23 protein-coding genes are annotated in these 23,061 nt (G+C 69.0%); 10 read left to right on the top strand and 13 right to left on the bottom strand.

Going from position 1 to position 23,061, the window contains the following annotated elements; translation table 11 throughout:
- Window positions 1–17 precede the first annotated feature (17 nt).
- Genes ACQ7HM_RS02675 through atzF form a run of 3 tightly spaced genes read left to right on the top strand, consistent with a single transcriptional unit; the run spans window position 18 to window position 4,365 of the window.
- Window positions 18–710: an urea amidolyase associated protein UAAP2 gene (locus ACQ7HM_RS02675; RefSeq protein ID WP_434214686.1), complete on the top strand. Its 693-nt coding sequence runs from the start codon at window positions 18–20 to the stop codon at window positions 708–710.
- Window positions 710–2,710: a 5-oxoprolinase/urea amidolyase family protein gene (locus tag ACQ7HM_RS02670; protein ID WP_434214685.1), complete on the top strand. Its 2,001-nt coding sequence runs from the start codon at window positions 710–712 to the stop codon at window positions 2,708–2,710. Before ACQ7HM_RS02675 ends, ACQ7HM_RS02670 begins: the two co-directional genes overlap by 1 nt.
- Window positions 2,707–4,365, top strand: coding sequence for an allophanate hydrolase (gene atzF / locus ACQ7HM_RS02665; protein ID WP_434214684.1), 1,659 nt, complete (start codon window positions 2,707–2,709; stop codon window positions 4,363–4,365). The genes ACQ7HM_RS02670 and atzF overlap by 4 nt, the downstream gene beginning before the upstream one ends.
- A gap of 138 nt (window positions 4,366–4,503) precedes the next feature.
- Here atzF and ACQ7HM_RS02660 read toward each other — a convergent pair whose 3' ends face one another.
- Both ACQ7HM_RS02660 and ACQ7HM_RS02655 read right to left on the bottom strand, forming a co-directional pair.
- Entirely contained in the window at window positions 4,504–4,971 is a 468-nt protein-coding gene (locus tag ACQ7HM_RS02660; RefSeq protein WP_434214683.1) for a DUF3237 domain-containing protein, read from the bottom strand.
- A complete protein-coding gene (locus ACQ7HM_RS02655) occupies window positions 4,968–5,495 on the bottom strand; it encodes a phenolic acid decarboxylase (RefSeq protein WP_434214682.1) in 528 nt (175 codons plus the stop codon). Before ACQ7HM_RS02655 ends, ACQ7HM_RS02660 begins: the two co-directional genes overlap by 4 nt.
- Window positions 5,496–5,577: 82 nt before the next feature.
- Between ACQ7HM_RS02655 and ACQ7HM_RS02650 the strand changes: the two genes are divergently transcribed.
- Complete coding sequence (locus ACQ7HM_RS02650) at window positions 5,578–6,078, top strand: MarR family winged helix-turn-helix transcriptional regulator (protein ID WP_434214681.1); 501 nt, start codon at window positions 5,578–5,580, stop codon at window positions 6,076–6,078.
- Window position 6,079: 1 nt separating this feature from the next.
- On the opposite strand, the gene ACQ7HM_RS02645 is transcribed toward ACQ7HM_RS02650, so the two are convergent.
- The 5 genes from ACQ7HM_RS02645 to echA20 are packed head-to-tail and all read right to left on the bottom strand — an operon-like array spanning window position 6,080 to window position 11,100.
- Window positions 6,080–7,561, bottom strand: a complete 1,482-nt coding sequence (locus ACQ7HM_RS02645) for a methyltransferase domain-containing protein (protein ID WP_434214680.1) — start codon at window positions 7,559–7,561, stop codon at window positions 6,080–6,082.
- A 44-nt stretch (window positions 7,562–7,605) separates the two neighbouring features.
- Entirely contained in the window at window positions 7,606–8,661 is a 1,056-nt protein-coding gene (locus ACQ7HM_RS02640) for an NAD(P)H-dependent flavin oxidoreductase (RefSeq protein ID WP_434215610.1), read from the bottom strand.
- Window positions 8,662–8,678: 17 nt separating this feature from the next.
- On the bottom strand, window positions 8,679–9,443 hold the full coding sequence (locus tag ACQ7HM_RS02635; protein ID WP_434214679.1) for a CoA-transferase subunit beta: 765 nt from the start codon (window positions 9,441–9,443) through the stop codon (window positions 8,679–8,681).
- Entirely contained in the window at window positions 9,440–10,348 is a 909-nt protein-coding gene (locus tag ACQ7HM_RS02630; protein ID WP_434214678.1) for a CoA transferase subunit A, read from the bottom strand. Before ACQ7HM_RS02630 ends, ACQ7HM_RS02635 begins: the two co-directional genes overlap by 4 nt.
- Entirely contained in the window at window positions 10,345–11,100 is a 756-nt protein-coding gene (gene echA20 / locus ACQ7HM_RS02625; RefSeq protein WP_434214677.1) for a (7aS)-7a-methyl-1,5-dioxo-2,3,5,6,7,7a-hexahydro-1H-indene-carboxyl-CoA hydrolase, read from the bottom strand. The genes ACQ7HM_RS02630 and echA20 overlap by 4 nt, the downstream gene beginning before the upstream one ends.
- A gap of 101 nt (window positions 11,101–11,201) precedes the next feature.
- Here echA20 and ACQ7HM_RS02620 point away from each other — a divergent pair, with 101 nt between their 5' ends.
- Genes ACQ7HM_RS02620 through ACQ7HM_RS02610 form a run of 3 tightly spaced genes read left to right on the top strand, consistent with a single transcriptional unit; the run spans window position 11,202 to window position 13,251 of the window.
- Window positions 11,202–11,987, top strand: a complete 786-nt coding sequence (locus ACQ7HM_RS02620) for an SDR family oxidoreductase (RefSeq protein WP_434214676.1) — start codon at window positions 11,202–11,204, stop codon at window positions 11,985–11,987.
- Window positions 11,984–12,904, top strand: coding sequence for an SDR family oxidoreductase (locus ACQ7HM_RS02615; RefSeq protein WP_434214675.1), 921 nt, complete (start codon window positions 11,984–11,986; stop codon window positions 12,902–12,904). Before ACQ7HM_RS02620 ends, ACQ7HM_RS02615 begins: the two co-directional genes overlap by 4 nt.
- Window positions 12,901–13,251, top strand: coding sequence for a hypothetical protein (locus ACQ7HM_RS02610; protein ID WP_434214674.1), 351 nt, complete (start codon window positions 12,901–12,903; stop codon window positions 13,249–13,251). The genes ACQ7HM_RS02615 and ACQ7HM_RS02610 overlap by 4 nt, the downstream gene beginning before the upstream one ends.
- 4 nt (window positions 13,252–13,255) lie before the next feature.
- On the opposite strand, the gene ACQ7HM_RS02605 is transcribed toward ACQ7HM_RS02610, so the two are convergent.
- Entirely contained in the window at window positions 13,256–13,843 is a 588-nt protein-coding gene (locus ACQ7HM_RS02605) for a TetR family transcriptional regulator (protein ID WP_434214673.1), read from the bottom strand.
- Window positions 13,844–13,940: 97 nt separating this feature from the next.
- Between ACQ7HM_RS02605 and ACQ7HM_RS02600 the strand changes: the two genes are divergently transcribed.
- Both ACQ7HM_RS02600 and katG read left to right on the top strand, forming a co-directional pair.
- Complete coding sequence (locus tag ACQ7HM_RS02600) at window positions 13,941–14,984, top strand: NAD(P)-dependent alcohol dehydrogenase (RefSeq protein ID WP_434214672.1); 1,044 nt, start codon at window positions 13,941–13,943, stop codon at window positions 14,982–14,984.
- A 138-nt stretch (window positions 14,985–15,122) separates the two neighbouring features.
- On the top strand, window positions 15,123–17,393 hold the full coding sequence (gene katG / locus ACQ7HM_RS02595) for a catalase/peroxidase HPI (RefSeq protein WP_434214671.1): 2,271 nt from the start codon (window positions 15,123–15,125) through the stop codon (window positions 17,391–17,393).
- Between the two features lie 27 nt (window positions 17,394–17,420).
- Here katG and ACQ7HM_RS02590 read toward each other — a convergent pair whose 3' ends face one another.
- The 5 genes from ACQ7HM_RS02590 to ACQ7HM_RS02570 form a co-directional block, all read right to left on the bottom strand.
- Window positions 17,421–17,789: a DUF1304 domain-containing protein gene (locus ACQ7HM_RS02590; RefSeq protein WP_434214670.1), complete on the bottom strand. Its 369-nt coding sequence runs from the start codon at window positions 17,787–17,789 to the stop codon at window positions 17,421–17,423.
- A gap of 1 nt (window position 17,790) precedes the next feature.
- Window positions 17,791–18,453 carry a GNAT family N-acetyltransferase gene (locus ACQ7HM_RS02585; protein WP_434214669.1) on the bottom strand — a complete coding sequence of 221 codons (663 nt, stop codon included), beginning with the start codon at window positions 18,451–18,453 and terminating at the stop codon, window positions 17,791–17,793.
- 44 nt (window positions 18,454–18,497) lie between these two features.
- Window positions 18,498–19,865 carry a WS/DGAT/MGAT family O-acyltransferase gene (locus ACQ7HM_RS02580; protein WP_434215609.1) on the bottom strand — a complete coding sequence of 456 codons (1,368 nt, stop codon included), beginning with the start codon at window positions 19,863–19,865 and terminating at the stop codon, window positions 18,498–18,500.
- 100 nt (window positions 19,866–19,965) lie between these two features.
- Complete coding sequence (locus ACQ7HM_RS02575; protein WP_434214668.1) at window positions 19,966–20,463, bottom strand: nitroreductase family deazaflavin-dependent oxidoreductase; 498 nt, start codon at window positions 20,461–20,463, stop codon at window positions 19,966–19,968.
- Between the two features lie 12 nt (window positions 20,464–20,475).
- Window positions 20,476–21,642, bottom strand: a complete 1,167-nt coding sequence (locus tag ACQ7HM_RS02570) for a steroid 3-ketoacyl-CoA thiolase (RefSeq protein ID WP_434214667.1) — start codon at window positions 21,640–21,642, stop codon at window positions 20,476–20,478.
- 165 nt (window positions 21,643–21,807) lie between these two features.
- Here ACQ7HM_RS02570 and ACQ7HM_RS02565 point away from each other — a divergent pair, with 165 nt between their 5' ends.
- The gene (locus ACQ7HM_RS02565) at window positions 21,808–23,055 is read left to right on the top strand and encodes a cytochrome P450 (protein WP_434214666.1); all 1,248 of its coding nucleotides are present in this window, start codon (window positions 21,808–21,810) and stop codon (window positions 23,053–23,055) included.
- Window positions 23,056–23,061 lie beyond the last annotated feature (6 nt).

Raw genomic sequence — 23,061 nt, 5'->3', positions numbered from 1 at the left:
GATCCGAGGAGTTTTCCATGTCCGCCCCCGCTGCCGAGGCTCCCGCTCCCGACACCACCGCCGACCAGGCGCTGGTCACCGGTGCCGTCATCACCGATTCCGAGGTCGACCCCCGTGGCCCGTGGTCGCAGGTCGTCGCGGCCGGTGACGTCCTCACCATCGTCGATCTGTACGGCAACCAGGCCGTCGACACCCTGTTCTACGGCATGAACCCCGGCGGCACAGTCGATCCCGCGGCCCGATACTCGGCGCAGGCGACGATCACCGCGCAGGGCAACGTGTTCCTGACGACCGGGTCGGTGATCCGTGACCAGGAGTCGAACCCGCTCATGACCATCGTCGCCGACGAGGTCGGCAACCACGACACCCTCGGCGGCGCCTGCTCGCAGGAGTCGAACACGTTGCGCTACGGCCACCACACGAAGCACCAGCACGCGTGTGTCGAGAACTTCCTCGCCGAGGGTGCGCGTCACGGCCTGGGCAAACGCGACATGGTCGGCAACGTCAACTTCTTCATGAACGTCCCGGTCGATCCCGACGGCGCGCTGGGCATCGTCGACGGCCTCTCCGCGCCCGGTAAACGGATCGCGCTGCGAGCCGAGGTCGACACACTCGTCCTGATCTCGAATTGCCCGCAGATCAACAACCCCTGCAACGGTTTCGACCCTACCGCCGTCCGCGTGATCGTCACCCGACCCGAGGTCGTCTGATGTACACGATCATCGTCGACCGCGCCGGACCGATGACCACCTTGCAGGACTGGCCCGGGCGCATCGGTCACTGGAATGTCGGGGTGCCGCCGTCGGGGCCGATGGACGACCTGTCGTTCCGGCTGGCCAACATCGCCGTCGGCAACCCCGAGGGGGTGCCGGCCCTCGAGGCCACGATGATCGGCCCGGACCTGCGCTTCACCGCCGACGCGACCGTCGCCGTGACCGGGGCCCCCGCGCCGGTCACGCTCGACGGCGAGCCGGTCGCGCAGTGCGCGCCGATCACCGTCACCGCAGGCTCGGTCCTGTCGGTCGGCGCCGTGACGCTGGGCATGCGGGTCTACATCGCCGTGGCCGGCGGCTTCGCGGCGCAGGAGTTCCTCGGCAGTGCAGCGACGTTCACCCTCGGCCGCTTCGGGGGTAAGGACGGTCGGTCGTTGCGCGACGGTGACGAGCTCGCCGTCGGCGACCACCCTCCGGCGGGTGTCGCGCGGCGCATCCAGTACGAGGAGGAGCCCGCGATCGGGGCACGGTGGGAACTCGCCGTCACCGTGGGCCCGCACAGCGCGCCGGAGTTCTTCACCGACGACGACATCGAGGCCCTCTACGCGACCGACTACGAGGCGCATTTCAACTCCGATCGCACAGGCATCCGTCTCATCGGCCCGAAACCGCGATGGGCTCGCGACGACGGCGGCGAGGCCGGCCTGCACCCGTCGAACATCCACGACACCGCCTACTCGATCGGGGCGTTGGACTTCACCGGCGACACCCCGATCCTGCTGGGCCCCGACGGCCCCAGCCTCGGCGGCTTCGTGTGCCCGGTGACCGTCACCACCGCCGACCGCTGGAAACTCGGCCAGATCGCCCCGGGGAACCGGGTGCGATTCGTGCCCGTGCGGACCTCCGAGGCCGCCGATCCACGGTCCATCGGCGAATCCCGCCGTTCCCAGTACATCCCGGTGATCTCCACCGGCGGCGACGACGACCAGGGCGTGCTCGCGACCGCCGACACCGTCGACGGCGAGTCCACGGTCACCTACCGCCGCGGCGGCGACGACAACGTGCTCGTCGAATACGGCGACATGGCCCTCGATCTCGCGTCACGGGCGCGGGTGCACGCACTGGCGCAGCGCATCGAGCACGACCGTCCCGCGGGCCTCATCGACCTCACGCCCGGGATCCGTTCCCTGCAGGTCAAGTTCGATCCCTCCCGCATCGGCCAGCAGACCGTGCTCGCATGGTTGCGGGAGTGCGAGGCCGACCTGCCGTCGGTGACCGATCTCGTCGTCCCCAGCCGCACCGTGCACCTGCCGTTGTCGTGGGACGACCCGTCCACGCGCGAGGCCACCGAACGCTACATGCACGGTGTGCGGGCCGACGCCCCCTGGTGCCCGTGGAACATCGAGTTCATCCGACGGATGAACGGGCTGCCGTCGGTCGACGACGTGCACCGTGTGGTGTTCGACGCCGAGTACCTCGTCCTCGGTCTCGGCGATGTGTATCTCGGTGCGCCGGTCGCGGTTCCGACCGATCCGCGACACCGCCTGGTCACGACGAAGTACAACCCCGCCCGCACATGGACGCCGGAGAACGCCGTCGGCATCGGTGGGGCGTACCTGTGCGTCTACGGGATGGAGGGTCCGGGTGGCTACCAGTTCGTGGGCCGCACCACGCAGGTGTGGAACCATCGTCACCCGCAGGCCACCGTCGGCTTCGACCCCGAGAACCCCTGGCTCCTGCGGTTCTTCGACCGCATCCGGTGGTATCCGGTGAGTGCCGACGAACTGCTCGACATGCGCGCCGACACGGCCGCCGGTCGCGGTCACATCCAGATCGACGACGGCCGGTTCTCCATCGCCGAGCACCAGGCGTTCCTCGACGCGAACGCCGACGACATCGCGTCGTCCCGCGCGTCGATGGAAGCGGCGAGAGCACTCGAACGTCGACGGTGGTCCGACGGTGGCGAGGTCTCCGTCGCGCGGGAGCGTGTCGCGTGACCGCCATTGTCGTCACCGGCCGCATCGCCGCCATCCACGCGGAGATCGAGCGCACCGGCCGCCACGAGGTGTTCATCCACCTCCGCCCGCGCCACGAGGTCGAGACCGAACTCGCCGCGTCGGTCGCCGCCGGCGGACCGCTCGCCGGTGTCGTGCTGGCCGTGAAGGACAACGTCGACGTGGCGGGTCTCCCGACCACCGCCGGATGCCCGTCGTTCGCGCGCATCGCCGACACCGACGCACCGGCCGTGGCCGCGTTGCGTGCCGCGGGCGCGGTCGTGATCGGCAAGACCAACCTCGACCAGTTCGCCACCGGTCTGGTCGGCACCCGCAGCCCCTACGGCGCGGTGCGGGATACGCGCCGACCCGATCACATCTCCGGCGGATCCAGCTCGGGCTCGGCGGTCGCGGTGGCACTCGGGTTCGCCGACATCGCGATCGGTACCGACACCGCGGGCTCGGGTCGGGTACCAGCGGGCCTGCAGGGCATCGTCGGGATCAAACCGACCGTCGGTGTCGTGTCGACCGCGGGCGTCGTCCCGGCGTGTGCGAGTTACGACTGCGTGACGGTGTTCGCCGCCGATCTCGACACCGCCGACCGGGCGATGGGCGTGATGGCGGGAGCCGCCGGGCCACGCCCGTTCCCGGCCGACACCGCACTCGCCGCACGCCCCGACCCGGTGATCGCCGTACCCGCCGATCTGTCGGCGCTGGCCCCGGACTGGCAAGAGGCGTTCACCCGATCCGTCGATACCGCCCGTGCGGCAGGCTGTTCGGTCCGGGAGATCGACATGACCGACTTCCTGGCCGCGGCCGCACTGCTCTACGGCGGCGCTCTGGTCGCCGAGCGCCACGATGCCGTCGGTGCCTTCGTGGACGCCGGGGCGTCCGATCTCGACCCCACCGTGGCCGGCATCATCGCTGCGGCGTCGCGCTTCTCGGCCACCGACCTGCTCGCCGACCGCAGGCGCGTCGCCGAACTCGCCGCATCCGCGCTGGGGTTGCTCGACGGCGTGGACGCGGTGGTGGTCCCGACCGCGCCGGCCCATCCGACCCTCGCCGAGGTCGCGGCCGACCCCGTCGGTGTGAACGCCCGCATGGGGACCTTCACCAATTTCTGCAACCTCTTCGACATGTGTGCCCTCGCGGTCCCCGCGGGCACGGCCGGGCCCGCGCAGTTCGGTGTCACACTGCTCTCGACGGCCCACCGCGACGCGGTCCTCGTCGACCTCGCCCGCCGGATCGCCGGAGCCGACACACGCCCGAGCTGGGTCGAGAACGTCGCCGGCACCGTCGAACTCGCGGTGTTCGGTGCGCACCTCCGGGGTCAGCCACTCGACCACCAGCTCGTCGACAGGGGAGCGCGGTGGGCAGGTGAGCTGATCACCGCGCCCGCCTATCGGCTCGTCGCCCTCGACACCACTCCACCCAAACCCGGACTGGCCCGCGATGACGTCACCGGCCGCGCGATCCGCGGCGAGAAGTGGGTCCTGTCGTCGGCCGCGCTCGGCGGCTTTCTCGCCGAACTGCCGTCACCGATGCTGCTCGGATCGATCGACCTCGCCAACGGGACCGCGATCGTCGGGTTCGGCGCCCAGGCCCAGGCCCTCGCCGAGGGGACCGAGCTGACCGTGGACCACTGGCTCGATCGCTGAGACCGGGATCGGCGCCGTGCTCACTGTCACCTACGCGATGGTCACCGGCGACGAGTCTGTGTCGTGAGACCACGATCCTGCTGCTCACGCTCATCGCGGGAGATGTTGTGGGACTGAAGGTCCTGTACTGATCCGTCGTCAGCCGACCGCGAAGACGTCCAGCTCGACGGTGGCCGGGGTCCGTTGCCCTGTGGCGACGAACAGTGTCTCGGCGAGCCAGGCGTAGGCCGGATGGGCGCTCGACAGGCGCGGCTGGGTGCGGAAGTGGATGCGGCCCGGATCGACGGGTTCGTCGCGCAGCAGCGCGGCGACGTCGACCGCGCTGCCCACGCGCAGGCCGATGTTGTGCACCGCGATGCGGGCATCGTCCTCGGTCTCGAGGACGTAGCGGGCGTCGAGCTCGGTGACCCGCTCGGACCGGAGGTACTGATGGTCGGCGCCTGCGGGCAGCACCCGGCCGCGAAGGCGTGGTCCGCCGACGGTGCCACCGAGGATCGGCACCACGCGTCGGTGGCCGTCGGGGAGGTCGCCGAGATCGATCGGTGCTCCGACGTCGATCGACAGGTGCGCGACGAACTCGAGCGGCGGCGCGGACGGCGGTGTCACAGGTCGGTGCGGTCGGCGAATCCCTCGGGTAGTTCCGCCGGTCCGACCGAGATCACCGATTCGTCGTCGGCACCGACGTTCTCGAACAACGTGATGTAGGCGAACTCGGGCACCACGTAGATCGGGTAGGTGGGTCCGGCGTCGCGGAAGGTACGCATCTCGTCGAGATGGTCGTTCTGGTAGACCACCGTCTTCGTGCCGGCGTCCTCCACCCACTTCGGGAAGAAGATCGTCCCGTGCAGTCGACGCTTGCCCGGCAGCACGTTCACCACGACCGAGGTGCCGGTCGGCTCGTTCCACGAGATCTTGAAGACGTCGTCGTCGAGGGCGACGAGGTCGACCTCCTGGTCCTTCACCCAGCGACCCCCCACCATGCCGGTGTGGATCCGGTAGTCGATGGTCGTCGCGTTCTTCACGTACATCTCGTACTGCCACGAGTTCGCGTAGGTGTAGATGAACCGGTGGCCGACGATGCCGGACAGGTCCTGCGCAGGGATGGGGTTGCGAACGGATGTGGTGGTCATGATGGTAATTTTGTCACAAAATCATTACCTGTGGCAATAGCTCCGACCGGTGGCTACTGTCTCCTCACCAGGGGAGGTCGACGTGTCCAGCAGCGGGTCAGCGGTGAACGACGGCGCATCGGCACCCTCGACGGCGCAGATCGCCACCGAACTCGGTCGGGTCGTCGGTCCGCTGCGTCGCGCGATCCTGCGGTCGGCCCGGTCCGCGGAAGGGCTGCCCGATCTCCCCGACGCCCACATCCAGGTGCTGCGCACCCTCTCGGAACGATCACCCCAGACCTCCGGGGAACTCGCGGCCGGCCTCAACCTCGCCCGCCCCACCATCAGCAACGTCCTCCGGGCGATGACGACGGCTCGCCTGGTGACGCGGTTGCCCGGTGCCGACGACCTGCGCCAGGCCTGGATCGCACCCACCGACCACGCACGTGACCTGCTGGCACGCTACGACCGCGCGAGTTCGGTGCTCATCGACGCGGTGCTGTCGGGCCTCACCCCCGGGCAACTGGCCGCCGTGGCCGACGCCCTGCCGGTGCTGCAGGAGATCGCCATCGGTCTCGCGCACGCCACCGACGACGTCGACTGAGTCAGCGGCGCCGCGCGATCATGGCGCGGGGAGTCCCGGAGACGGTGATCTCACTCGTGCCGATCGCGTCCGACAAGCGCTGTCGCAGATCGGTCTTCGTGGCGTCGTCGAGGACGAGGAAACGTGAGTAGGTGAACACCGAGTCGAGCCATTCCGTCGTGGACACCGTCTGCGTCATCGGGAACTCGACGGTGCGTACGTCGAATCCGGCTGCCGTGAACCGCGCCACCACCTCGTCGGTCGCGCGACGTGCAGCGGTGTCGCCGAGGGGGACCACGCGCTCAATCACCGCCCGGATGCGGGGATCGTCGAACGTACGCCAACTCGCCTCGTGCGCGAGGAGGGCGACATGGCCGCCCGTCGGCACGATCGTGGCGAGCCGGGGCAGCGCGACCTCGGGGTCGACCCAGTGCCACGACCGCGCGAACACCACGAGGTCGAACTGCCGCCCCGCGGGATCCCACTGTTCGAACGTGCCGTCGGCGACCGCAACGCCTTTCGCGCGGGCGATCGCCGCCATCGCCGCGTCGGGTTCGAGACCGAGGACCTCGCAACCCCTCGCGGTGAGCGCGGCTGCGGCCTTGCCGGTGCCGGTCCCGACGTCGAGTACCCGCGGTCCGAGGTCGGCCACGGCGTCCATCATCTCGCCCGGGAAGTCCGGGCGGTGACGCTCGTAGTTCTCGGCCTCGGCGCCGAAGCTCAGTGCGAGTGCGCGATCGGTGTGCACCGGGCGGGTCGGCCGGGTGGCGGTCGCGACGTAGGCGACACCGGCGACGGACACCCCGTCGGGACCGACGAGTGCGGCCAGATCGGCGCGCAGCGCTGCCTTGTCGGCATCGGAGAGCACGTTCTGCGCGGAGAAGGTGAACACCATGTCGAGCCAGGCGTCGGTGGTGTACTCCGCGCGCACCGGATAGGACTTCTCGGCCACCGTGAAACCGGCCGCGGACAACGCATCCGACAGCGAGACATCGTCGCCCGAACCCCGTGGTGGTGCGACGGGGGTGTAGCGCCGATAGACGGCGTCGAACTCCTCGGCCGGCGGCGACTCGGGATTCGTCATGTGCCACAGCAACACGAGACGACCGCCCGGGTTCAGCAGCGACATCGCCTTCGGTATCGCGACACCTGTATCCACCCAGTGCCACGACTGCGCGAACAGGAGGAGATCGAACGTTCGTCCCGCGGCATCCCACTCCTCGAAGGTGCCCCGCTCCACGGGGATCTGCTTCGCCGCGGCGACCTCGGCCATCGCCGCATCGGGCTCCAGGGCGAGAACGTCGAGTCCGCGTGCGACGAGTTGCGCCGAGGCGATGCCGGTGCCTGCGCCGACGTCGAGCACGCGCCCACCACCGGCGACGGCGACGATGTCGTCGATCACCTCGTCAGGATACCGGGGTCGGTGGGCGTCGTAGGCGCGTGCCACCGCACCGAACGAATCGGCGCGATCACGTTGTGCGTACAGGGGATCGGTGTCGGCCACGGCGTCCAGCGTAGCCAGCGCGGCGGTGGGGGAGTCGGGCTCGATCAGTCGATCCGGGCGAGTGCGGCGATCCGGTCACGCGCGTCGCCGACGATGGACTGGATCAGGTCCTCGCAGCTCGGTAGGTCGTCGATCATGCCGACCACCTGCCCGGAGGCGAGGACGCCGGCGTCGGTGCTGCCGTCGACCAGACCCGCCTTGAGGAGCATGGGGGTGTTGCCGGCCATGATGATCTGCTGCCAACTCCGCTCGCCGGATTTCCGCATGCTGCGGCCGTCGGTGAGCATCGTGGTCCACTTCATGCCGGTCATCTGCTTGAACTCGTTGGCGTTGCGGGCCGCGGCGACGAGCGCGGACAGCGGGTTACCGCCCTCGAGCTTCTCCACCAGCGAGGTGCGCAACACCCGGTGCGGCATGCCGTCGACCTTGGTCGACACGACGGTGTCGTTCAGGGTGCGTCCGAGGTACTCCCGTTTCACCGAATCCGGCACGGTGCTGTCGGAGGTGAGCAGGAAGCGGGTGCCCATCGCGACACCGGCCGCGCCGTACGACAGCGCCGCCGCCAGCCCGCGACCGTCGAAGAACCCACCCGCCGCGACGACAGGGATCTCCCCCTGGAGGGCATCCAACACCGACGGCAGCAGCAGCGTGGTCGCGACCGGACCCGTGTGTCCGCCGCCCTCGCCGCCCTGCACGATGACGGCGTCGGCACCCCACGAGGCGACCTTCACCGCGTGCTTGGCCGCGCCGATCGACGGGATGACCACGATGCCGTGATCCTTCAGCTTGCTGATGAGGTCCTTCTTGGGGGCCAACGCGAACGAGGCGACCCGCACCTCCTCGCGGATCAGGAGATCGATCCGTTCGCCCGCATCGGTGGCGTCGGCACGGATGTTCACGCCGAAGGGTTTGTCGGTCAGCGACTTCGTCTTCTTCACGGCCATCTCGAGCTCGTCGAAGGTCATGGTCGCCGAGGCGAGGATCCCGAGACCGCCCGCGTTGGAGGTCGCCGAGGTCAGTGCCGCCCCCGACACCCACCCCATACCGGTCTGCACGATCGGGTAGTCGCACCCGACCAGGTCGGTGAAGGCGGTCCGCATCGGCGCCGCACGGCCGGTCACCGGCTCACCTCCACCGGCTTGACCTCGCGCTCGCGCAACCCCTTCGGGTCGATCACCGTGCGGATCAGCTCGAGTTCGTGTGCGTCGGGCTCGCGGGTGACGCCCGCCGTTTCGAGGTCGGCGATCTCGAAACCGGTGTTCGCGGCGACCTCGTCGGCACTGACCCCCGGATGCAACGAGAGGGCCCGCATCGTGTGGTCGGGTCCGCCGAAATCGAAGACACCGAGGTTGGTGACGACGCGGTGGATGTCGAGATATCGGTACGCCGGGTTGTTCGGGTCGACCTGGTCGTAGCCCACACCCGACACCACGTCGACCTCGCCGCCGAACACCCGCGACGAGTGCTTGGCCACCCAGTAGCTCGTCGGGTGGTTCAGTGTGTTGCCGGGAGCCCCTCGCACACCGAACATCTGACGTGTCGGCTGCTGCAGGGGACCGAAGGCGGACAGGTTCTGGTTGCCGTGGCGATCGATCTGGTTGGCGCCCATCACCACATGGCGACGGCCCGAGGCGACCACGTCGAACACCTTGCGGAACGGCATCCACCCCTCGATGGGTGCCGAGCGTCCGACGGCCGGGGTGTCGGCGAAGATCAGTGCCTCCCCGTCGGTGATGAGCAGGTCGGGTTCGGTCGTCAGCCGCGCCAGACGTGCGCCGATGAGCGGCGTCGTCGCCATGGGTGACGCCATGATCTCGCCTGCGCCGCTGAAGATCTCGGCGCACGCGATCACGCAGATCTCGGCGCGGGTGACGTCGCTCATGCTCGTGTCTCCTGCTCGCTCACCCAGGCGCGGACCTCGGCCTGATACGTCTGTTCGTCCACCTCGAGGAACCGCTTCGAGAAGGCCTCCCACGACGCCGGGTCGGCCGCCGACTCGGCGTAGAAGCGCTGAAAGGCCTCGTCGCGGCCGTAGTCGCCGGCGAACGTGAAGTGCGCGCCACCCGGCGTGTGGATCACCCGGTCGACGTTCATGCGGTTGAGCAACATGCGTTGCAGGGGAACCTCGTCGACGAGTTCGGCGGTGTCGACGACACGGTCGGCCTCGAGCAGCCTTCGCCGGGCCGCCCCGCAGAACAGGTCGTCGAAATACGGGTCGACGCCGGTGTAGGCGGCGTTGCCGTGGACGTCGGCGATGTCGAGATGCACGAGCGCGACGTCGAGTTCGAGGGCCGGCATGGCGATCAGCGTCTGCACACGACCGTCCGCGTCGGGATACGGCGAGGTGACCGTGCGCAGTTCGCCGCCCCAGAAGTCGAGCACCGACGACCCGAGGCCGGCCCGGATGGGAAGGAACGGCAGGCGCGATGCGGCCGCCTCGAGCCCGCACTTCACCATGCCCTCGTCCATCTCGCGGACCTCGATGGCGCCGGTGGTGCGTGCGTGCGCGAACCACGGATCGTAGAAGGGTGGCGAGTCCAGCGAGACGAAACCGTAGTACGCCTTGCTGACCTTGCCTGCCGCGCAGAGCAATCCGAGATCGGGTCCGCCGTAGGTGACCACGGTGAGGTCGGTGGCCTCCGACCGGGCCAGTGCCCGCACCAGCGCCATCGGCTTGCGGCGCGAACCCCATCCGCCGATCCCGATGGTCATCCCGCTGGAGATCTCCGACACCGCCTCCTCGAGGGAACAGCTCTTGTCGGTCCGGGTGACGACCGCCGATGTCATGCGCGGGCCTTTCCGGTGCTGACGAACGCATCGCGGTGTTCATCGGAGACACCGGCGAGGTTGAGCTCGAAGGTGTAGCCCTGCTCGAGGCGGTAGCTCGTCTTGACGTCGACCGGGTCGATGCCGTTGATCGCCTCCTTCGCCGCCCGGATCACCCGTGTGTCCTTGGCCGCGATGAGCCGTGCGACCCCGAGGGCGGCGTCGAGCAATCCCTCGCGGGGCACCACCCGGTACACCGAACCGAAGTGCTCGAGCTGCTGCGCCGTCACGTTCTGGGCGGTGAAGTACAGGGTCCGCATGAGGTGCTGCGGTACCAGGCGTGCGAGATGCGTTGCCGCGCCGAGTGCCCCGCGGTCGACCTCGGGGAGTCCGAAGACGGCGTCGTCGGAGGCGACCACCACGTCGGCGTTGCCGACCAGGCCGACGCCGCCGCCCACGCAGAACCCGTTGACCGCCACGATGACCGGCACCGCGCAGTCGTACACCGCGCCGAAGGCGTGCGCGCAGCCGCGGTTGGCGCCGATGAGGGCGTCGAACCCCTCGGTGGCCTGCATCTCCTTGATGTCCACGCCGGCGTTGAAGCCCCGGCCCTCGGCCCGCAGGATCACCACGTGCGTCGTCGGGTCGGCGCCCGCGGCGAGGATCGCGTCGCCGAGCGCGAACCATGCGGCGCTGGGCAGGGCGTTGACCGGCGGGAAGTCGACCGTGACGGCCACGACGCCCGGCTCGATCGTCGATGTCGTGATCGGCATGTGCGCTCCCACGTCCTCTCGTGCGTGCGGTGGTGCGGCCGGTGGTTACCAACCAAACACTTGCTTGGTAGCGTAGCAGGCGGTGAGAGCGACGATCGGAGATGAGCGTGGATATCGGACTGGCCGGCAAGGTGGTCGTCGTGACCGGTGGTGTCCGGGGCGTGGGCGCCGGCATCTGTGAGGTGCTCACCTCGCTGGGGGCGACCCCGATCGCCTGTGCGCGCCGCCCGGCCGACGACACCGGCAGCGCGGTCGAGTTCGTCTCGTGCGACGTGCGTGATCCCGATGCCGTCGACGCGATGATCGACCGCATCACCGAACGCCACGGCCGACTCGACGGTGTCGTGAACAACGCGGGTGGTTCGCCCTTCGCGCCCGCGGCCGACGCCTCACCCAATTTCCACCGCAAGATCGTCGAGCTGAACATGTTGGCGCCGTTGGTCGTCGCGCAGGCCGCCTACAGCGTGATGCGCTACCAGGACTCCGGCGGGGCGATCGTCAACGTGTCCAGCGTGAGCGGACACCGCCCGTCACCGGGTACCGCGGGATACGGAGCCGCGAAGGCCGGCCTCGACAGTCTCACCGGATCGTTGGCCGTCGAGTGGGCTCCACGGGTGCGGATCAACTCGGTGATCGCCGGCCCCGTCCGCACCGAACAGTCCGCACTGCATTACGGCGACGAGGCCGGGATCGCCGCGGTCGGCGCCACCATCCCCATGGGGCGCATGGCGACCGGCGCCGACGTCGGTCGCGCCGTGGCGTTCCTGCTCTCGCCGATGGCCGACTACATCACCGGATCGACCCTCACCGTGCACGGCGGAGGCGAACGCCCCGCGTTCCTCGACGCCGCCACCACCGACAACCGATGGGAACAGACCACCTCATGAGCACGATCAATTCCGGTCGCGTCGCGATCGTCACCGGCGCCGGCCGCGGCATCGGTCGGGAACACGCCCTGGCGTTCGCGGCGAGCGGTGCCAGGGTCGTCGTGAACGACATCGGCGCCGGCCTCGACGGCAGCAGGACGGGGGAGTCCCCCGCCGAACAGGTGGTCGCCGAGATCGTCGCGGCCGGTGGCGACGCCGTGGTGAACGGTGACGACGTCGCGAGCTGGGAGGGCGCCGCCCACCTGGTGGCGCAGGCGGTCTCCGAGTTCGGCGCGCTCGACATCCTCGTCAACAACGCCGGGTTCCTGCGCGACAAGATGCTGGTGTCGATGAGCGAGAACGACTTCGACGACGTCATCCGCGTCCATCTCAAGGGGCACTTCGCGATGCTGCGGCACGCCGCGGCGTACTGGCGCGAACAGTCGAAGGCCGGCGCGCAGCGCGAGGCGCGGATCGTCAACACCTCGTCGGGGGCGGGACTCTACGGCTCGGTCGGCCAGGGCAACTACGCCGCGGCGAAGGCGGCGATCGCGCAGATGACCATCCAGGCCGCGGCCGAACTCGGCGGCTACGGCATCACCGTCAACGCCATCGCCCCCTCGGCGCGCACGCGGATGACGACGAGTGCGGGGGAGGCGATGGCCGCGCAGATGGCCCCGCCGACCGACGGCTCGTTCGACACCATGGACCCGGCCAACGTGTCGCCGCTGGTGGTGTGGCTCGCCTCGCCGGAGGCGCGCGACGTCACCGGACGCGTCTTCGAGGTGGAGGGCGGCACGGTGTCGGTCACCGACGGTTGGCAGCGCAGTGCCCTGCGCGACAAGGGTTCCCGGTGGGATCCCGCCGAACTGGGCCCTGTGGTCGCCGACATCCTCGCCGAGGCGCCGACGCCGTTCCCCGTCTACGGCGCGCGGTGACCGGCACCCCGGTCGAGGCGGCGCGCGCCTACATCGAGGCGCTGGCCAGCCACGACGTCTCGGCGGTGCGACTGGCCGACGGGTGTCGTCGTGTGGAGAACGGCATCCCGACCGGATCGAGCGGACCCGCGATCATCCACGATCTCGACGTCGGCCGGAAGTACCGCGTGATCCGTCGCGTCGAGATCGACAGCATCGACGAGGTCGAGGGCGGCTCGGTGCAGGCGGTGTTCGTCGTCCACGTGGCATTCGGTCTCGGCGCCCGCATCCGCGAGCGGTTCGACGTCGACTCCGCCGGCGACATCGAGCGCATCACGGCGCGCATCGGGTTCCCGCGGCGTCGCTGACCTGTCAGGGGGCGACTGCCCGGATCACGCTCTCGCGGATGAGGACTCGTCGTGCGTCGTGCGTCGCACGCGGCTCGTCCGCGGTGGCGGCGTAGACGTTGCTCACCGGCGACCACGCCATCGACATGGCGATCACCATCGCCATGATGTCGAACGGGTCGCCGTCGCGGACGAGGCCCCGGGCCTGGGCGTCGGCGATGGCCGCCAACTTCGGCGCATCGACTCGATCCTGGTCGGCGACGAGCGTCCCCGCCGGTCGGCGTTCGAGGCGCGCCCACGTGGCCAGTCGGATGAGGTCGGGCCGGCGCAGGTACTCGTCGTAGAGCCGCACGGCCCAGTCGGCGAGGTCGTCGGCGTCGATGGCGACCACGGAGGTGATGTGTTCCAGCGAGCCGAAGAAGATCGCGTCGAACAGGCCGTCCTTGCTGCCGAAGTACTGATACAGCTGCGCCTTGTTGGTGCGAGCCGCGGCGACGATCCGCTCGACCCGTGCGCCGGCGATGCCGTGCCGGGCGAATTCGTCGGTGGCCGCGTCGAGGATGCGCTGCCGCGTCGCGGCACCTCTGGCGGTCAGCGTCGGGTCCACGGTCATGCGCGCAGTCTAAAATACAGACCGGTTGGTTTGCCAAGCGGCACGGCGGTCGCTAGCGTGACGGAAACAAACCAACCGTTCTGTTTGAGGAGTGATCATGCGAGAGACCGCGGCGTGGACGTTCGACACCGGCAACGGCGGGGGCAGGCGCACCACACTCACCCGTCGAGACCTCCGCGGCGACGACGTCGCCGTCCGCATCGACTTCTGCGGGGTCTGCCACACGGATCTGCACAGCATCGACGGCCTCGCGGCCGGACAATCGGTGGTCCCGGGACACGAGTTCACCGGCACCGTGACCGCTGTGGGTGACGAGGTGACCGACCTGCGCCCCGGCGATGCGGTGGCCGTCGGCAACATCGTCGATTCGTGCGGGATCTGCACGCACTGTCGCGCCGGGCAGGAGAACTGGTGTCGGGAGTTCCCGACCCTCACCTACGGCGGCACCGATCGCCACGACGGCTCGACGACGGCCGGGGCGTACGCCCGCGAGTATGTGGTGCGCGACAGTTTCTGCCACCCCCTCCCGGCGTCGCTCGACCCGGCGGCGGCCGCGCCGCTGCTCTGCGCCGGGGTCACCGTCTGGGAGCCGCTCCGCGCCGCGGGGGTCGGCCCCTCCACCCGTGTCGCCGTCGCCGGGCTAGGAGGCCTCGGGCATCTCGCGGTGAAGTTCGCGGTCGCGCTCGGCGCGCAGACCACCGTGATCAGTCGGTCCGCCGACAAGGCCGTCGACGCCCGTGCACTCGGCGCCGACGCGCTCCTCGTGTCGGCGGACGACGAACAGATGGCGGCCGCGCGGGACACCTTCGACGTCGTCGTCGACACGATCTCCTCCGAGCACGAGGTCGAACCGTATCTGGCGATCACCGCGGTCGACGGCCTCCTCGTTGCGCTCGGTCACCTCGGTCCGATGACCGTGGACACGATGGCCCTGCTCGTCGGTCGGAAACGACTGAGCAGCAGCGGAAGTGCCGGTCTCCGGTCGACGCGCGAGATGCTGGCGTTCTGCGGCGAGCACGGCATCCTCGCCGATGTCGACGTGCTGCCCTCGCGCGATGTCGACACTGCGCTCGACCGTGTCCGGCGCAACGACGTCCGGTATCGCATCGTGCTCGACATGTCCGATCTCGACACGGTGTGACCGGACGATCGTCACGACGGTTCGTGTCCGAACCGATACCTGGGGCACAGGGTCGCAACTTTCACCCCCCGGTCGCGCCCGCATGCGTATGAATGGAGGGAGACCCAGCCCCGGTCGTCGACGAGAGGTGTGCCCGCCATGACCACATATTCCGAGTACTCCGAGGTCCTCGAGGGGAAGTGTCCCTTCGGAGGCAACACCATCGGCGGGGCGCAGACCTCGACCCCCACTCTGTCGGACTGGTACCCCGACCGGCTGCGCGTGGAGCAGCTCCACGCCGACGGACCGGCCGCGAACCCGTTGCGCGACTTCGACTACGAGGCCGCCTTCTCCGCCATCGACCTCGATGCACTCAAGACCGAGATCAAGCAGTTCCTCACCACCTCGGTGTCGTGGTGGCCGTCGGACTACGGCAACTACGGCCCGCAGATGATCCGCATGGCGTGGCACTCGGCGGGGACCTACCGCATCGCCGACGGCCGCGGCGGTGCCGGCCAGGCGCTGCAGCGCTTCGCGCCGATCAGCAGCTGGTGGGACAACGGCAACACCGACAAGTCGCGTCGCCTGCTGTGGCCGATCAAGAAGAAGTACGGCAACGCCCTCTCGTGGGCCGACCTGATGATCCTCGCGGGCAACTGCTCGCTGGAGATCATGGGTTTCCCCACCTACGGTTTCGGCGGTGGCCGCCGCGACGCGTGGGAGGCCGACGACGCGACCTACTGGGGTGCGGAGTGGATCGACAACACCAGCCCCGAGTCGTACGACGCGATGGTCGACCGCAGCAAGCGGTGGACCGGACAGCCCGGTGACGCCGACTACGAACTCGAGCAGCCGCTCGCCGCATCGCATCAGGCGCTGATCTACGTCAACCCCGAGGGGCCGAACCAGGAGGGCGATCCCGCCGCGTCGGCGATCGACATCCGGATCACGTTCGGCCGCATGGCCATGAACGACGAGGAGACCGTCGCCCTCATCGCCGGTGGCCACGCGTTCGGCAAGAGCCACGGCAAGGTCCCGTCCGAGGAGATCGGCGCGCCGCCGGACATCGCACCGATCGAGGCCATGGGCCTGGGCTGGCACAACCCCCGCGGAGCGGGCAACGGCGAGAACACGATGACCAACGGCATCGAGGGATCGTGGACCCAGAACCCCACGACGTGGGACAACACCTACCTCGAGAACCTCTTCGGCTTCGAGTGGGAGAAGACCCAGAGCCCCGCCGGCGCGCTGCAGTGGACGCCCACCGACCCGAACGCTCCGAAGACCCCCGACGCCCACATCGAGGGCCGCAGCGAACCGCTCATGATGATGACGAGCGACATCGCGCTCAAGGTCGACCCCGTCTATCGCGAGATCTGCCAACGATTCCTGTCGGATTTCGACTACTTCACCGAGCAGTTCTCCAAGGCGTGGTTCAAGCTGACGCACCGCGACATGGGACCCAAGTCGCGCTACCTCGGCCCCGAGGTGCCCGCCGACGACTTCTCGTGGCAGGACCCGCTGCCCGCCGCCGACGGCCCGGCCATCGGTGAGGCCGACATCGCCTCGCTCAAGCAGGCCATCGACGCCTCGGGGTTGTCGGTGTCCGACCTCGCCTACACGGCGTTCTCCTCGGCGGTCACCTTCCGCGTCTCCGACAAGCGCGGCGGCGCGAACGGCGCCCGCCTCGCGCTGGCGCCGCAGAAGGACTGGTCGGTCAACGCTCGCACCGTCGACGTCGTCGCGCAGCTCCGTCAGATCGCGGAGTCGAGCGGGACGTCGGTCAGTCTGGCCGACATCATCGTGCTCGGCGGTTGCGTCGCGGTCGAGAAGGCCGCGGCCGCAGCCGGTGTGACCGTGACCGTCCCGTTCACCCCGGGCCGCGTCGACGCGTCGCAGGAGCAGACCGATCCCGAGCAGTTCGCGTGGCTCGCGCCGGTCGTCGACGGGTTCCGCAACTACGTCCTCCCCGAGTACCACTCGGTGTCGACGGTGGCGCCCGAACGGATGTTCCTCGACCGCGCCGCGCTGCTGGGCCTCTCGGCGCCGCAGTGGGTCGCTCTCACCGGCGGCCTGCGCGTGCTGGGTTGCAACCACGACGGCTCGGCGACGGGCGTGTTCACCGATCGTGTCGGCACGTTGAGCACCGACTTCTTCGACGCGGTGACGAGCATGGACTACGTGTGGACCCCGGCCGACGGGTCCGAGGGCGCCTCGGGGCCGACGGCGTTCACCGTCGACGACCGCGACACCGGCGAGACACGCTTCCACGCCTCACGGAACGACCTGCTGTTCGGCTCGAACCAGCAGCTGCGCGCGGTGGCCGAGGTCTACGCCGGCAGTGACGGTCTCGAGCGCTTCGTCCACGACTTCGTCGAGGTGTGGGACATCGTCATGATGTCCGACCGCTACGACGTCGTGAAGGGCTGAAGTCGGAAGGGGTAGCCTCGCGGGGGTCTAGAGCACCGCGAACAGCACCAGCGCGACGACGGCGAACAACGCCTGGGTCGCGGCGGCGCGCAGATACGACAGTCCCGTCGTGAGCAGTACTGCCGCCGCCGCGACGATGCACGCGCAGCAGAAGACGACGAGCGCGGTGCCCACGCTGCCGCCGACGGCGATCCCGATGACGATGCCCAGGGCGAGGAACAGGTTGTAGAAGCCCTGGTTGTAGGCCATCGACTGCGTGGCGGCGGCCTCGTCTGCGGAGGCGAGGCCGAACCGCCGGTAGACGGCCGGTCGCGTCCACAACACCGACTCCATCACGAAGATCGCGACGTGCAGTGCGGCGGCCAGTCCCGCGAAAACCGCGGCGGCGACAGGCACGTCAGGCCGGGGCGCCGGGTGCGCGGACCACCATGGGCACGCCGGGGAAGTGCGACGCCATCTCCGACCGCGAGGCGCGCAGAGCGGCTGTGCCGTAACCCTTCTTGCGGTGCTCGGGGCGGATCCAGATACGAACGTTGACCTCGCCGTCGACGAGTTCGCCGAACACCAGTCCGATCTTCTCCGACCCCTCGTGGGCCACGAACCACGCGGCCTCCTCGGCGAACATGCGGTCCGAGGCCGACGCGATCTCGTCGTCGAGTCCGGCGGCGGGTTTCCCGGAGCCGTCGCCCGCCGCACCGATCTCGGCGGTGCGGGTCGAGAACAGGTCCGCGTCGTCGGAGGGGTCGAACGCGCGCAGGGTCACCGAGTCGCCGCTCGCGGCGGGGCGCTCGGCGAGGGTGAAGGTGAGCTGGCTGTCGAGGTCGTCGAGCTCGGCCTGATTGGCCCGCCGGGCCTCGACGGTCAACTGCTCGAACGACATTCCCATCACGGCCTCGGCGCCCAGCGGCGACACCGACAGCAGTTCGGCGATGGCGGTCACCGACGCGGCGCGGTCGGGGGCGTCGACGATGGCGTCGAGGACCTCGTGACGACGTTCGAAGGCGGACGACAGGGCGGTGGTGATCTCGCGACGGGTCGCGGCACGATCGTGATCGGTCATGGCGTCATCGTAGATCAGCCACCCCGGCCCCGAGGGGTGTCGCGTCAGGCGGAGACGGCCTTCTCCAGTTCGGTCAGCGAGTCCTCGATGTGATGGATGAGTCGCTGCAGGCTGGGCAGCGTCTGACGACATCCGATGATACCGAAATCGAGTTGGTCGTGGTTGCTCGTCAAGGTGATGTTCAGCGCCTGTCCGTCGAGCACGATCGACGCCGGGTAGACGCCGTCGAGTCGAGAACCGTTCCAGTACATGCGTTTCTGCGGTCCGGGGACGTTGGAGATGATGACGTTGAACGGCGGCTTGGTGAGGCTCACGAACCCGGGCACGGGCGACAGCGCCAACGCGGACATGTTGACCGCGCTGAGCAGCAGGATCTGTGTCGGGCTCAGTTCCTTCATCAGACGCTTCGACGCCTGCACGGACTCACGGATCGCCATCAACCGGTCGACCGGATCGTCGACATCGGTTGCCAGGGAGGCGATCACCGCTCCGACGGCGTTGCCGCCGCCGTCGCCGGAGTCGCCGGGACGCAGCGACACCGGGACCATCGACGTCAGCGACTTCTCGGGCAGCTCGCCGAGTTCGGTGAGGTACCTGCGCAGCGCGCCACTGCACATCGCGAGCACCACGTCGTTCAGAGTGGCGCCCACCGCATCGCCGACGGCCTTGACCCGTTCGATCTCCCACGACTGTGCGACGAATCGGCGTGCGCCGCCGATGGGGGTGTTGAAGATCGTTCTCGGGGCGTCGAGCGGGGTCGTGAAGTTGTGTTCACCGAAGGCCTGCCGCAGCACCTTCAGCCCGGCAGGGACGAGACCCGCGGCACTGGTGCCCAGCGAGAACGCGTCGCCGACGAGCGAGAACGGGTTGAAGGAGGAGCCGCCACCGGAGGGCTTGGGGCGGCGCTCCTTCGGCGTCCACGGCACGCGCAGCTCGGTGTCGTTCGGGTCCTCGGTCAGGGTGTTCTGGAGATTGCGCAGGGCCGAGACGCCGTCGAACAGCGAGTGGTGCACCTTGGTGTAGACCGCGAATCGGCCGTCCTCGATGCCCTCGACGACGTGCATCTCCCACATGGGGCGGTGGCGGTCGAGCAGGGTCCCGTGCCAGCGGGAGGTCAGCTGGAACAGCTCGCGGATGCGGCCCGGGCGGGGGACCGCCGAGTGTCGGATGTGGTAGTCGAAGTCGATGGGCTGGTTCTGCGCCCACCACAGGTTGCCGACCGAACTCACCGGGTCGGCGGGGCGCATCGCGAACCGTCCGGAGACCTCGGTCTGGGCGCGGATGGCGGCGAGCATCTGCATCACGTAGTCGGGCCCGGCGTCCTCGGGCGGGGTGAACAGTTGCAGTCCACCGACGTGCATCGGGTGCTCGCGTGATTCGGCCAGCAGGAACATGGCGTCTGTCGGGGGCATGTAGTTCACCCGTGCCATTGTGTCCGCTCCCCGACGTCGCCGACGTCGTTTCCGGAACGTGTGGCTCAAATCCCGGGAGCGGGTGGCCCGATGTCGGGTTTCAGCCCACCGGCTCGCAGATCACGAGCGGGATCGTGCGGTCGGCCCACTCCTGATACTGGTCGACGTCGGCGTAGATCTCGGCGTAGCGCGGCCACAGGCGTTCGCGCTCTCCCGCGTCGGCGGTGCGGGCGACGTACCGCCGGGTGTCGTCGCGGATCTGGATCGTGACGTCGGGGTCGGCGACGAGGTTGAGGTACCAGAGCGGATGGTTCTTCCGGCCGCCCTGCGAGGCGATCAGCACCACGGCGTCGCCGTCGCGCAGACACAGCAACGGCACGGTCCGCTTCTCGCCGGTCTTGCGGCCGGTCGTCGTCAGCAGACACACCGGTACCGGTTTGCGGAAGCCGCCGCCGATGCGCCACTTCGCGCCGAGTCGACCGCCGGTCGCCTTATAGAGAGCAGTGTTGGCTTTCGACCCCCACTTGAGGATCGCTCCCACGGCCGCCGAGTCGAGGGCGCCCGGCTTGGCGCGGGGGGTCTTGTTGTCGGACGTCATTGGAACAGTCTCTCAGATCCGTTCCAAGATTGTCCCGGTCGACAGAGCGCCGCCGGCGCACATGGTGATGAGCGCGGTCTCGGAGTCACTGCGCTCGAGTTCGTGCAGCGCGGTGGTGAGCAGCCGCGATCCGGTGCTGCCCACCGGATGCCCGAGGGCGATGGCGCCGCCGTTGACGTTGACGCGATCCATGTCGGGCTGGTGCACCGAGGCCCAGCTGAGCAGGACCGAGGCGAAGGCCTCGTTGACCTCGAAGCGGTCGATGTCGGACATCGACATACCCGCTTTGGCGAGCACCTTCTCGGTCGCCTGCACCGGGCCGTCGAGGTGGTAGTACGGCTCGGCGCCGACGAGCACCTGCGCCCGCAGCCGGGCGCGTGGTGTGAGACCGAGTGCGCGCGCCTTGGCCTCGTCCATCAGCAGCACCGCCGCGGCACCGTCGGACACCTGCGACGACGTGCCCGCGGTGTGGATGCCCCCGTCGATGACGGGTGTCAGGTTGGCCAGCGATTCCAGGGTGGTGTCGCGCAGGCCCTGATCGCGGGTCACGTCGAGCATCTCGCCGGTGAGCTCGCCGGACCGCGCGCGTTCCGGCGCCTTCATCGCGATGACCTCGCGATCGAAACGTCCCTCGTCCCAGGCCTGTTTCGCCAGTCGCTGGCTGCGTTCACCGAGGGCGTCGGTGTCGGCGCGGGTGATGCCGCGGCGCTGCGCGATGCGCTCGGCGGCGGTGAACTGGTCGGGCATGTCGATGTCCCACGAGGCGGGGCGACGTTCGCCCGCGCCCTCCAGCATCACGTTGGCGCCCAACGGGACCTGCGACATCGCTTCGATGCCGCACGCGATCCCGACGTCGATGGTGTCGGTGGCGATCAGGCCGGCTACGAGGTGGTTGGCCTGCTGCGCCGACCCGCACTGGCAGTCGACGGTGGTGGCGCCGGTCTGCCACGGCAGTCCGGCGTGCAACCAGGCGGTGCGGGTGATGTTGTTGCCCTGCGCGCCGACCTGCATCACGCATCCGCCGATCACCTGCTCGACGAGGGCGGGATCGATCTCGGCGCGTTCGATGACACCCCGCTGCGCCGCCCCCAGGATCTCGGCGGCATGCAGCCCGGACAGCCATCCGGCCCGCTTCCCGATCGGGGTCCGTACTGCCTCGACGATCACCGGCACGCCCATCGTGAACCCTCTTCTCGACTGTCTGCGACTCGACTACTGAGGCAAAACTAGAACAAGTTTCCGTTTCAGTCCATCTCGGACGGCCGAACCGATGGTCAAGCTGGGCAAACAGTGTTTCAATCGAAACTGCAACACGTTCATGCCAGTCCCGAAGAGGTGGTCGCCATGACCAGTACGCAGAATTCCTGTCCGGTGTTCGGCGAAGGGTTCGACTTCACCGACCCCGACCTGCTGCAGAAGGGCATCCCGGCCGAGCTCTTCGCGCAACTGCGCCAGACCGCGCCGATCTGGTGGAACGCCCAGGCCGAAGGCAAGGGCGGCGGATTCCGTGACGGCGGCTACTGGGTGGTGACCAAGCACGAACACATCCGCGCCATCTCCAAGAACAACGAGCTGTGGTCGGCCAACGACAACGGCGTGATCATCCGCTACGACGACGACATGGATCCCGAACAGCTCGAGATCACCAAGGCGCTCGTCATCAACCACGACCCGCCCGAGCACACGCGTCTGCGCAAGTTGGTGTCGAAGACGTTCACCCCGAAGGCCGTGCACGCGTTGGAGGAGGGCCTCGCCGACCGGGCGCGCCAGATCGTCTCCGAGGCCGCCGCGAAGGGTGGTGTCGGTGACTTCGTCCACGACGTCGCCGTCGAGCTGCCGCTGCAGGCCATCGCCGATCTCCTCGGTGTGCCGCAGGAGGATCGGCAGAAGCTGTTCGCGTGGTCGAACGCGATGATGAACTACGACGACCCCGAGTTCGCCGACGACGGTCAGATCGCGGCCGCGGAGATCCTGGGCTACGCCTATCAGATGGCAGAGGCGCGCAAGGCCTGCCCGATGGAGGACATCGTCACCGAACTCGTGCACGCCGACATGGACGGTCTCGCGCTCGACGAGATCGAGTTCGGGTACTTCTTCATCATGTTGACCGTCGCCGGCAACGAGACCACCCGCAACGCCATCTCGCGCGGGATGGATGCCTTCCTCGACCACCCCGACCAGTGGGAGTTGTTCAAGCGGGAGCGGCCGACGACGACGGCCGACGAGATCGTCCGCTGGGCCACCCCGGTCAACTGCTTCCAACGCACCGCCCGCCGCGACCTCGAACTCGGTGGCGTGACGATCCGCAAGGGTGATCGGGTGGGCATGTTCTACGGTTCCGCCAATTACGACGAGTCGGTGTTCACCGACCCGTTCACCTTCGACATCACCCGGGATCCCAACCCGCACGTCGGTTTCGGTGGACACGGCGCGCACTACTGCGTCGGTGCGAACCTGGCGCGCATGGAGATCAACCTCATCTTCAACGCCATCGCCGACCACATGCCCGACATCACCAAGGTCGCCGATCCGCGGTTCCTGCGCCACGGTTGGATCAACGGCATCAAGGAGATGCAGGTCCGCTACGCCTGACCGAAC

The organism is Williamsia sp. MIQD14, assembly GCF_051025635.1.
In the GTDB taxonomy this organism is placed as follows: domain Bacteria; phylum Actinomycetota; class Actinomycetes; order Mycobacteriales; family Mycobacteriaceae; genus Williamsia_A.
This window is presented reverse-complemented; position numbering and strand designations above follow the sequence as displayed.

Excerpts from the sequence above, each read along its gene's own strand:
- ACQ7HM_RS02670 (WP_434214685.1), top strand. The coding sequence starts at position 710 with ATGTACACGATCATCGTCGACCGCGCCGGACCGATGACCACCTTGCAG.
- ACQ7HM_RS02640 (WP_434215610.1), bottom strand. The coding sequence starts at position 8,661 with ATGCGGACCGCCTTCACCGACCTGGTCGGGTGCGACTACCCGATCGTG.
- ACQ7HM_RS02655 (WP_434214682.1), bottom strand. The coding sequence starts at position 5,495 with ATGACCACCACATCCGTTCGCAACCCCATCCCTGCGCAGGACCTGTCC.
- ACQ7HM_RS02580 (WP_434215609.1), bottom strand. The coding sequence starts at position 19,865 with ATGCCCCCGACAGACGCCATGTTCCTGCTGGCCGAATCACGCGAGCAC.
- ACQ7HM_RS02570 (WP_434214667.1), bottom strand. The coding sequence starts at position 21,642 with ATGGGCGTGCCGGTGATCGTCGAGGCAGTACGGACCCCGATCGGGAAG.
- ACQ7HM_RS02675 (WP_434214686.1), top strand. The coding sequence starts at position 18 with ATGTCCGCCCCCGCTGCCGAGGCTCCCGCTCCCGACACCACCGCCGAC.
- ACQ7HM_RS02605 (WP_434214673.1), bottom strand. The coding sequence starts at position 13,843 with ATGACCGTGGACCCGACGCTGACCGCCAGAGGTGCCGCGACGCGGCAG.
- ACQ7HM_RS02620 (WP_434214676.1), top strand. The coding sequence starts at position 11,202 with ATGAGCGTGGATATCGGACTGGCCGGCAAGGTGGTCGTCGTGACCGGT.
- ACQ7HM_RS02565 (WP_434214666.1), top strand. The coding sequence starts at position 21,808 with ATGACCAGTACGCAGAATTCCTGTCCGGTGTTCGGCGAAGGGTTCGAC.
- ACQ7HM_RS02585 (WP_434214669.1), bottom strand. The coding sequence starts at position 18,453 with ATGACCGATCACGATCGTGCCGCGACCCGTCGCGAGATCACCACCGCC.
- katG (WP_434214671.1), top strand. The coding sequence starts at position 15,123 with ATGACCACATATTCCGAGTACTCCGAGGTCCTCGAGGGGAAGTGTCCC.
- echA20 (WP_434214677.1), bottom strand. The coding sequence starts at position 11,100 with ATGCCGATCACGACATCGACGATCGAGCCGGGCGTCGTGGCCGTCACG.
- ACQ7HM_RS02600 (WP_434214672.1), top strand. The coding sequence starts at position 13,941 with ATGCGAGAGACCGCGGCGTGGACGTTCGACACCGGCAACGGCGGGGGC.
- ACQ7HM_RS02630 (WP_434214678.1), bottom strand. The coding sequence starts at position 10,348 with ATGACATCGGCGGTCGTCACCCGGACCGACAAGAGCTGTTCCCTCGAG.
- ACQ7HM_RS02575 (WP_434214668.1), bottom strand. The coding sequence starts at position 20,463 with ATGACGTCCGACAACAAGACCCCCCGCGCCAAGCCGGGCGCCCTCGAC.
- ACQ7HM_RS02615 (WP_434214675.1), top strand. The coding sequence starts at position 11,984 with ATGAGCACGATCAATTCCGGTCGCGTCGCGATCGTCACCGGCGCCGGC.
- ACQ7HM_RS02635 (WP_434214679.1), bottom strand. The coding sequence starts at position 9,443 with ATGAGCGACGTCACCCGCGCCGAGATCTGCGTGATCGCGTGCGCCGAG.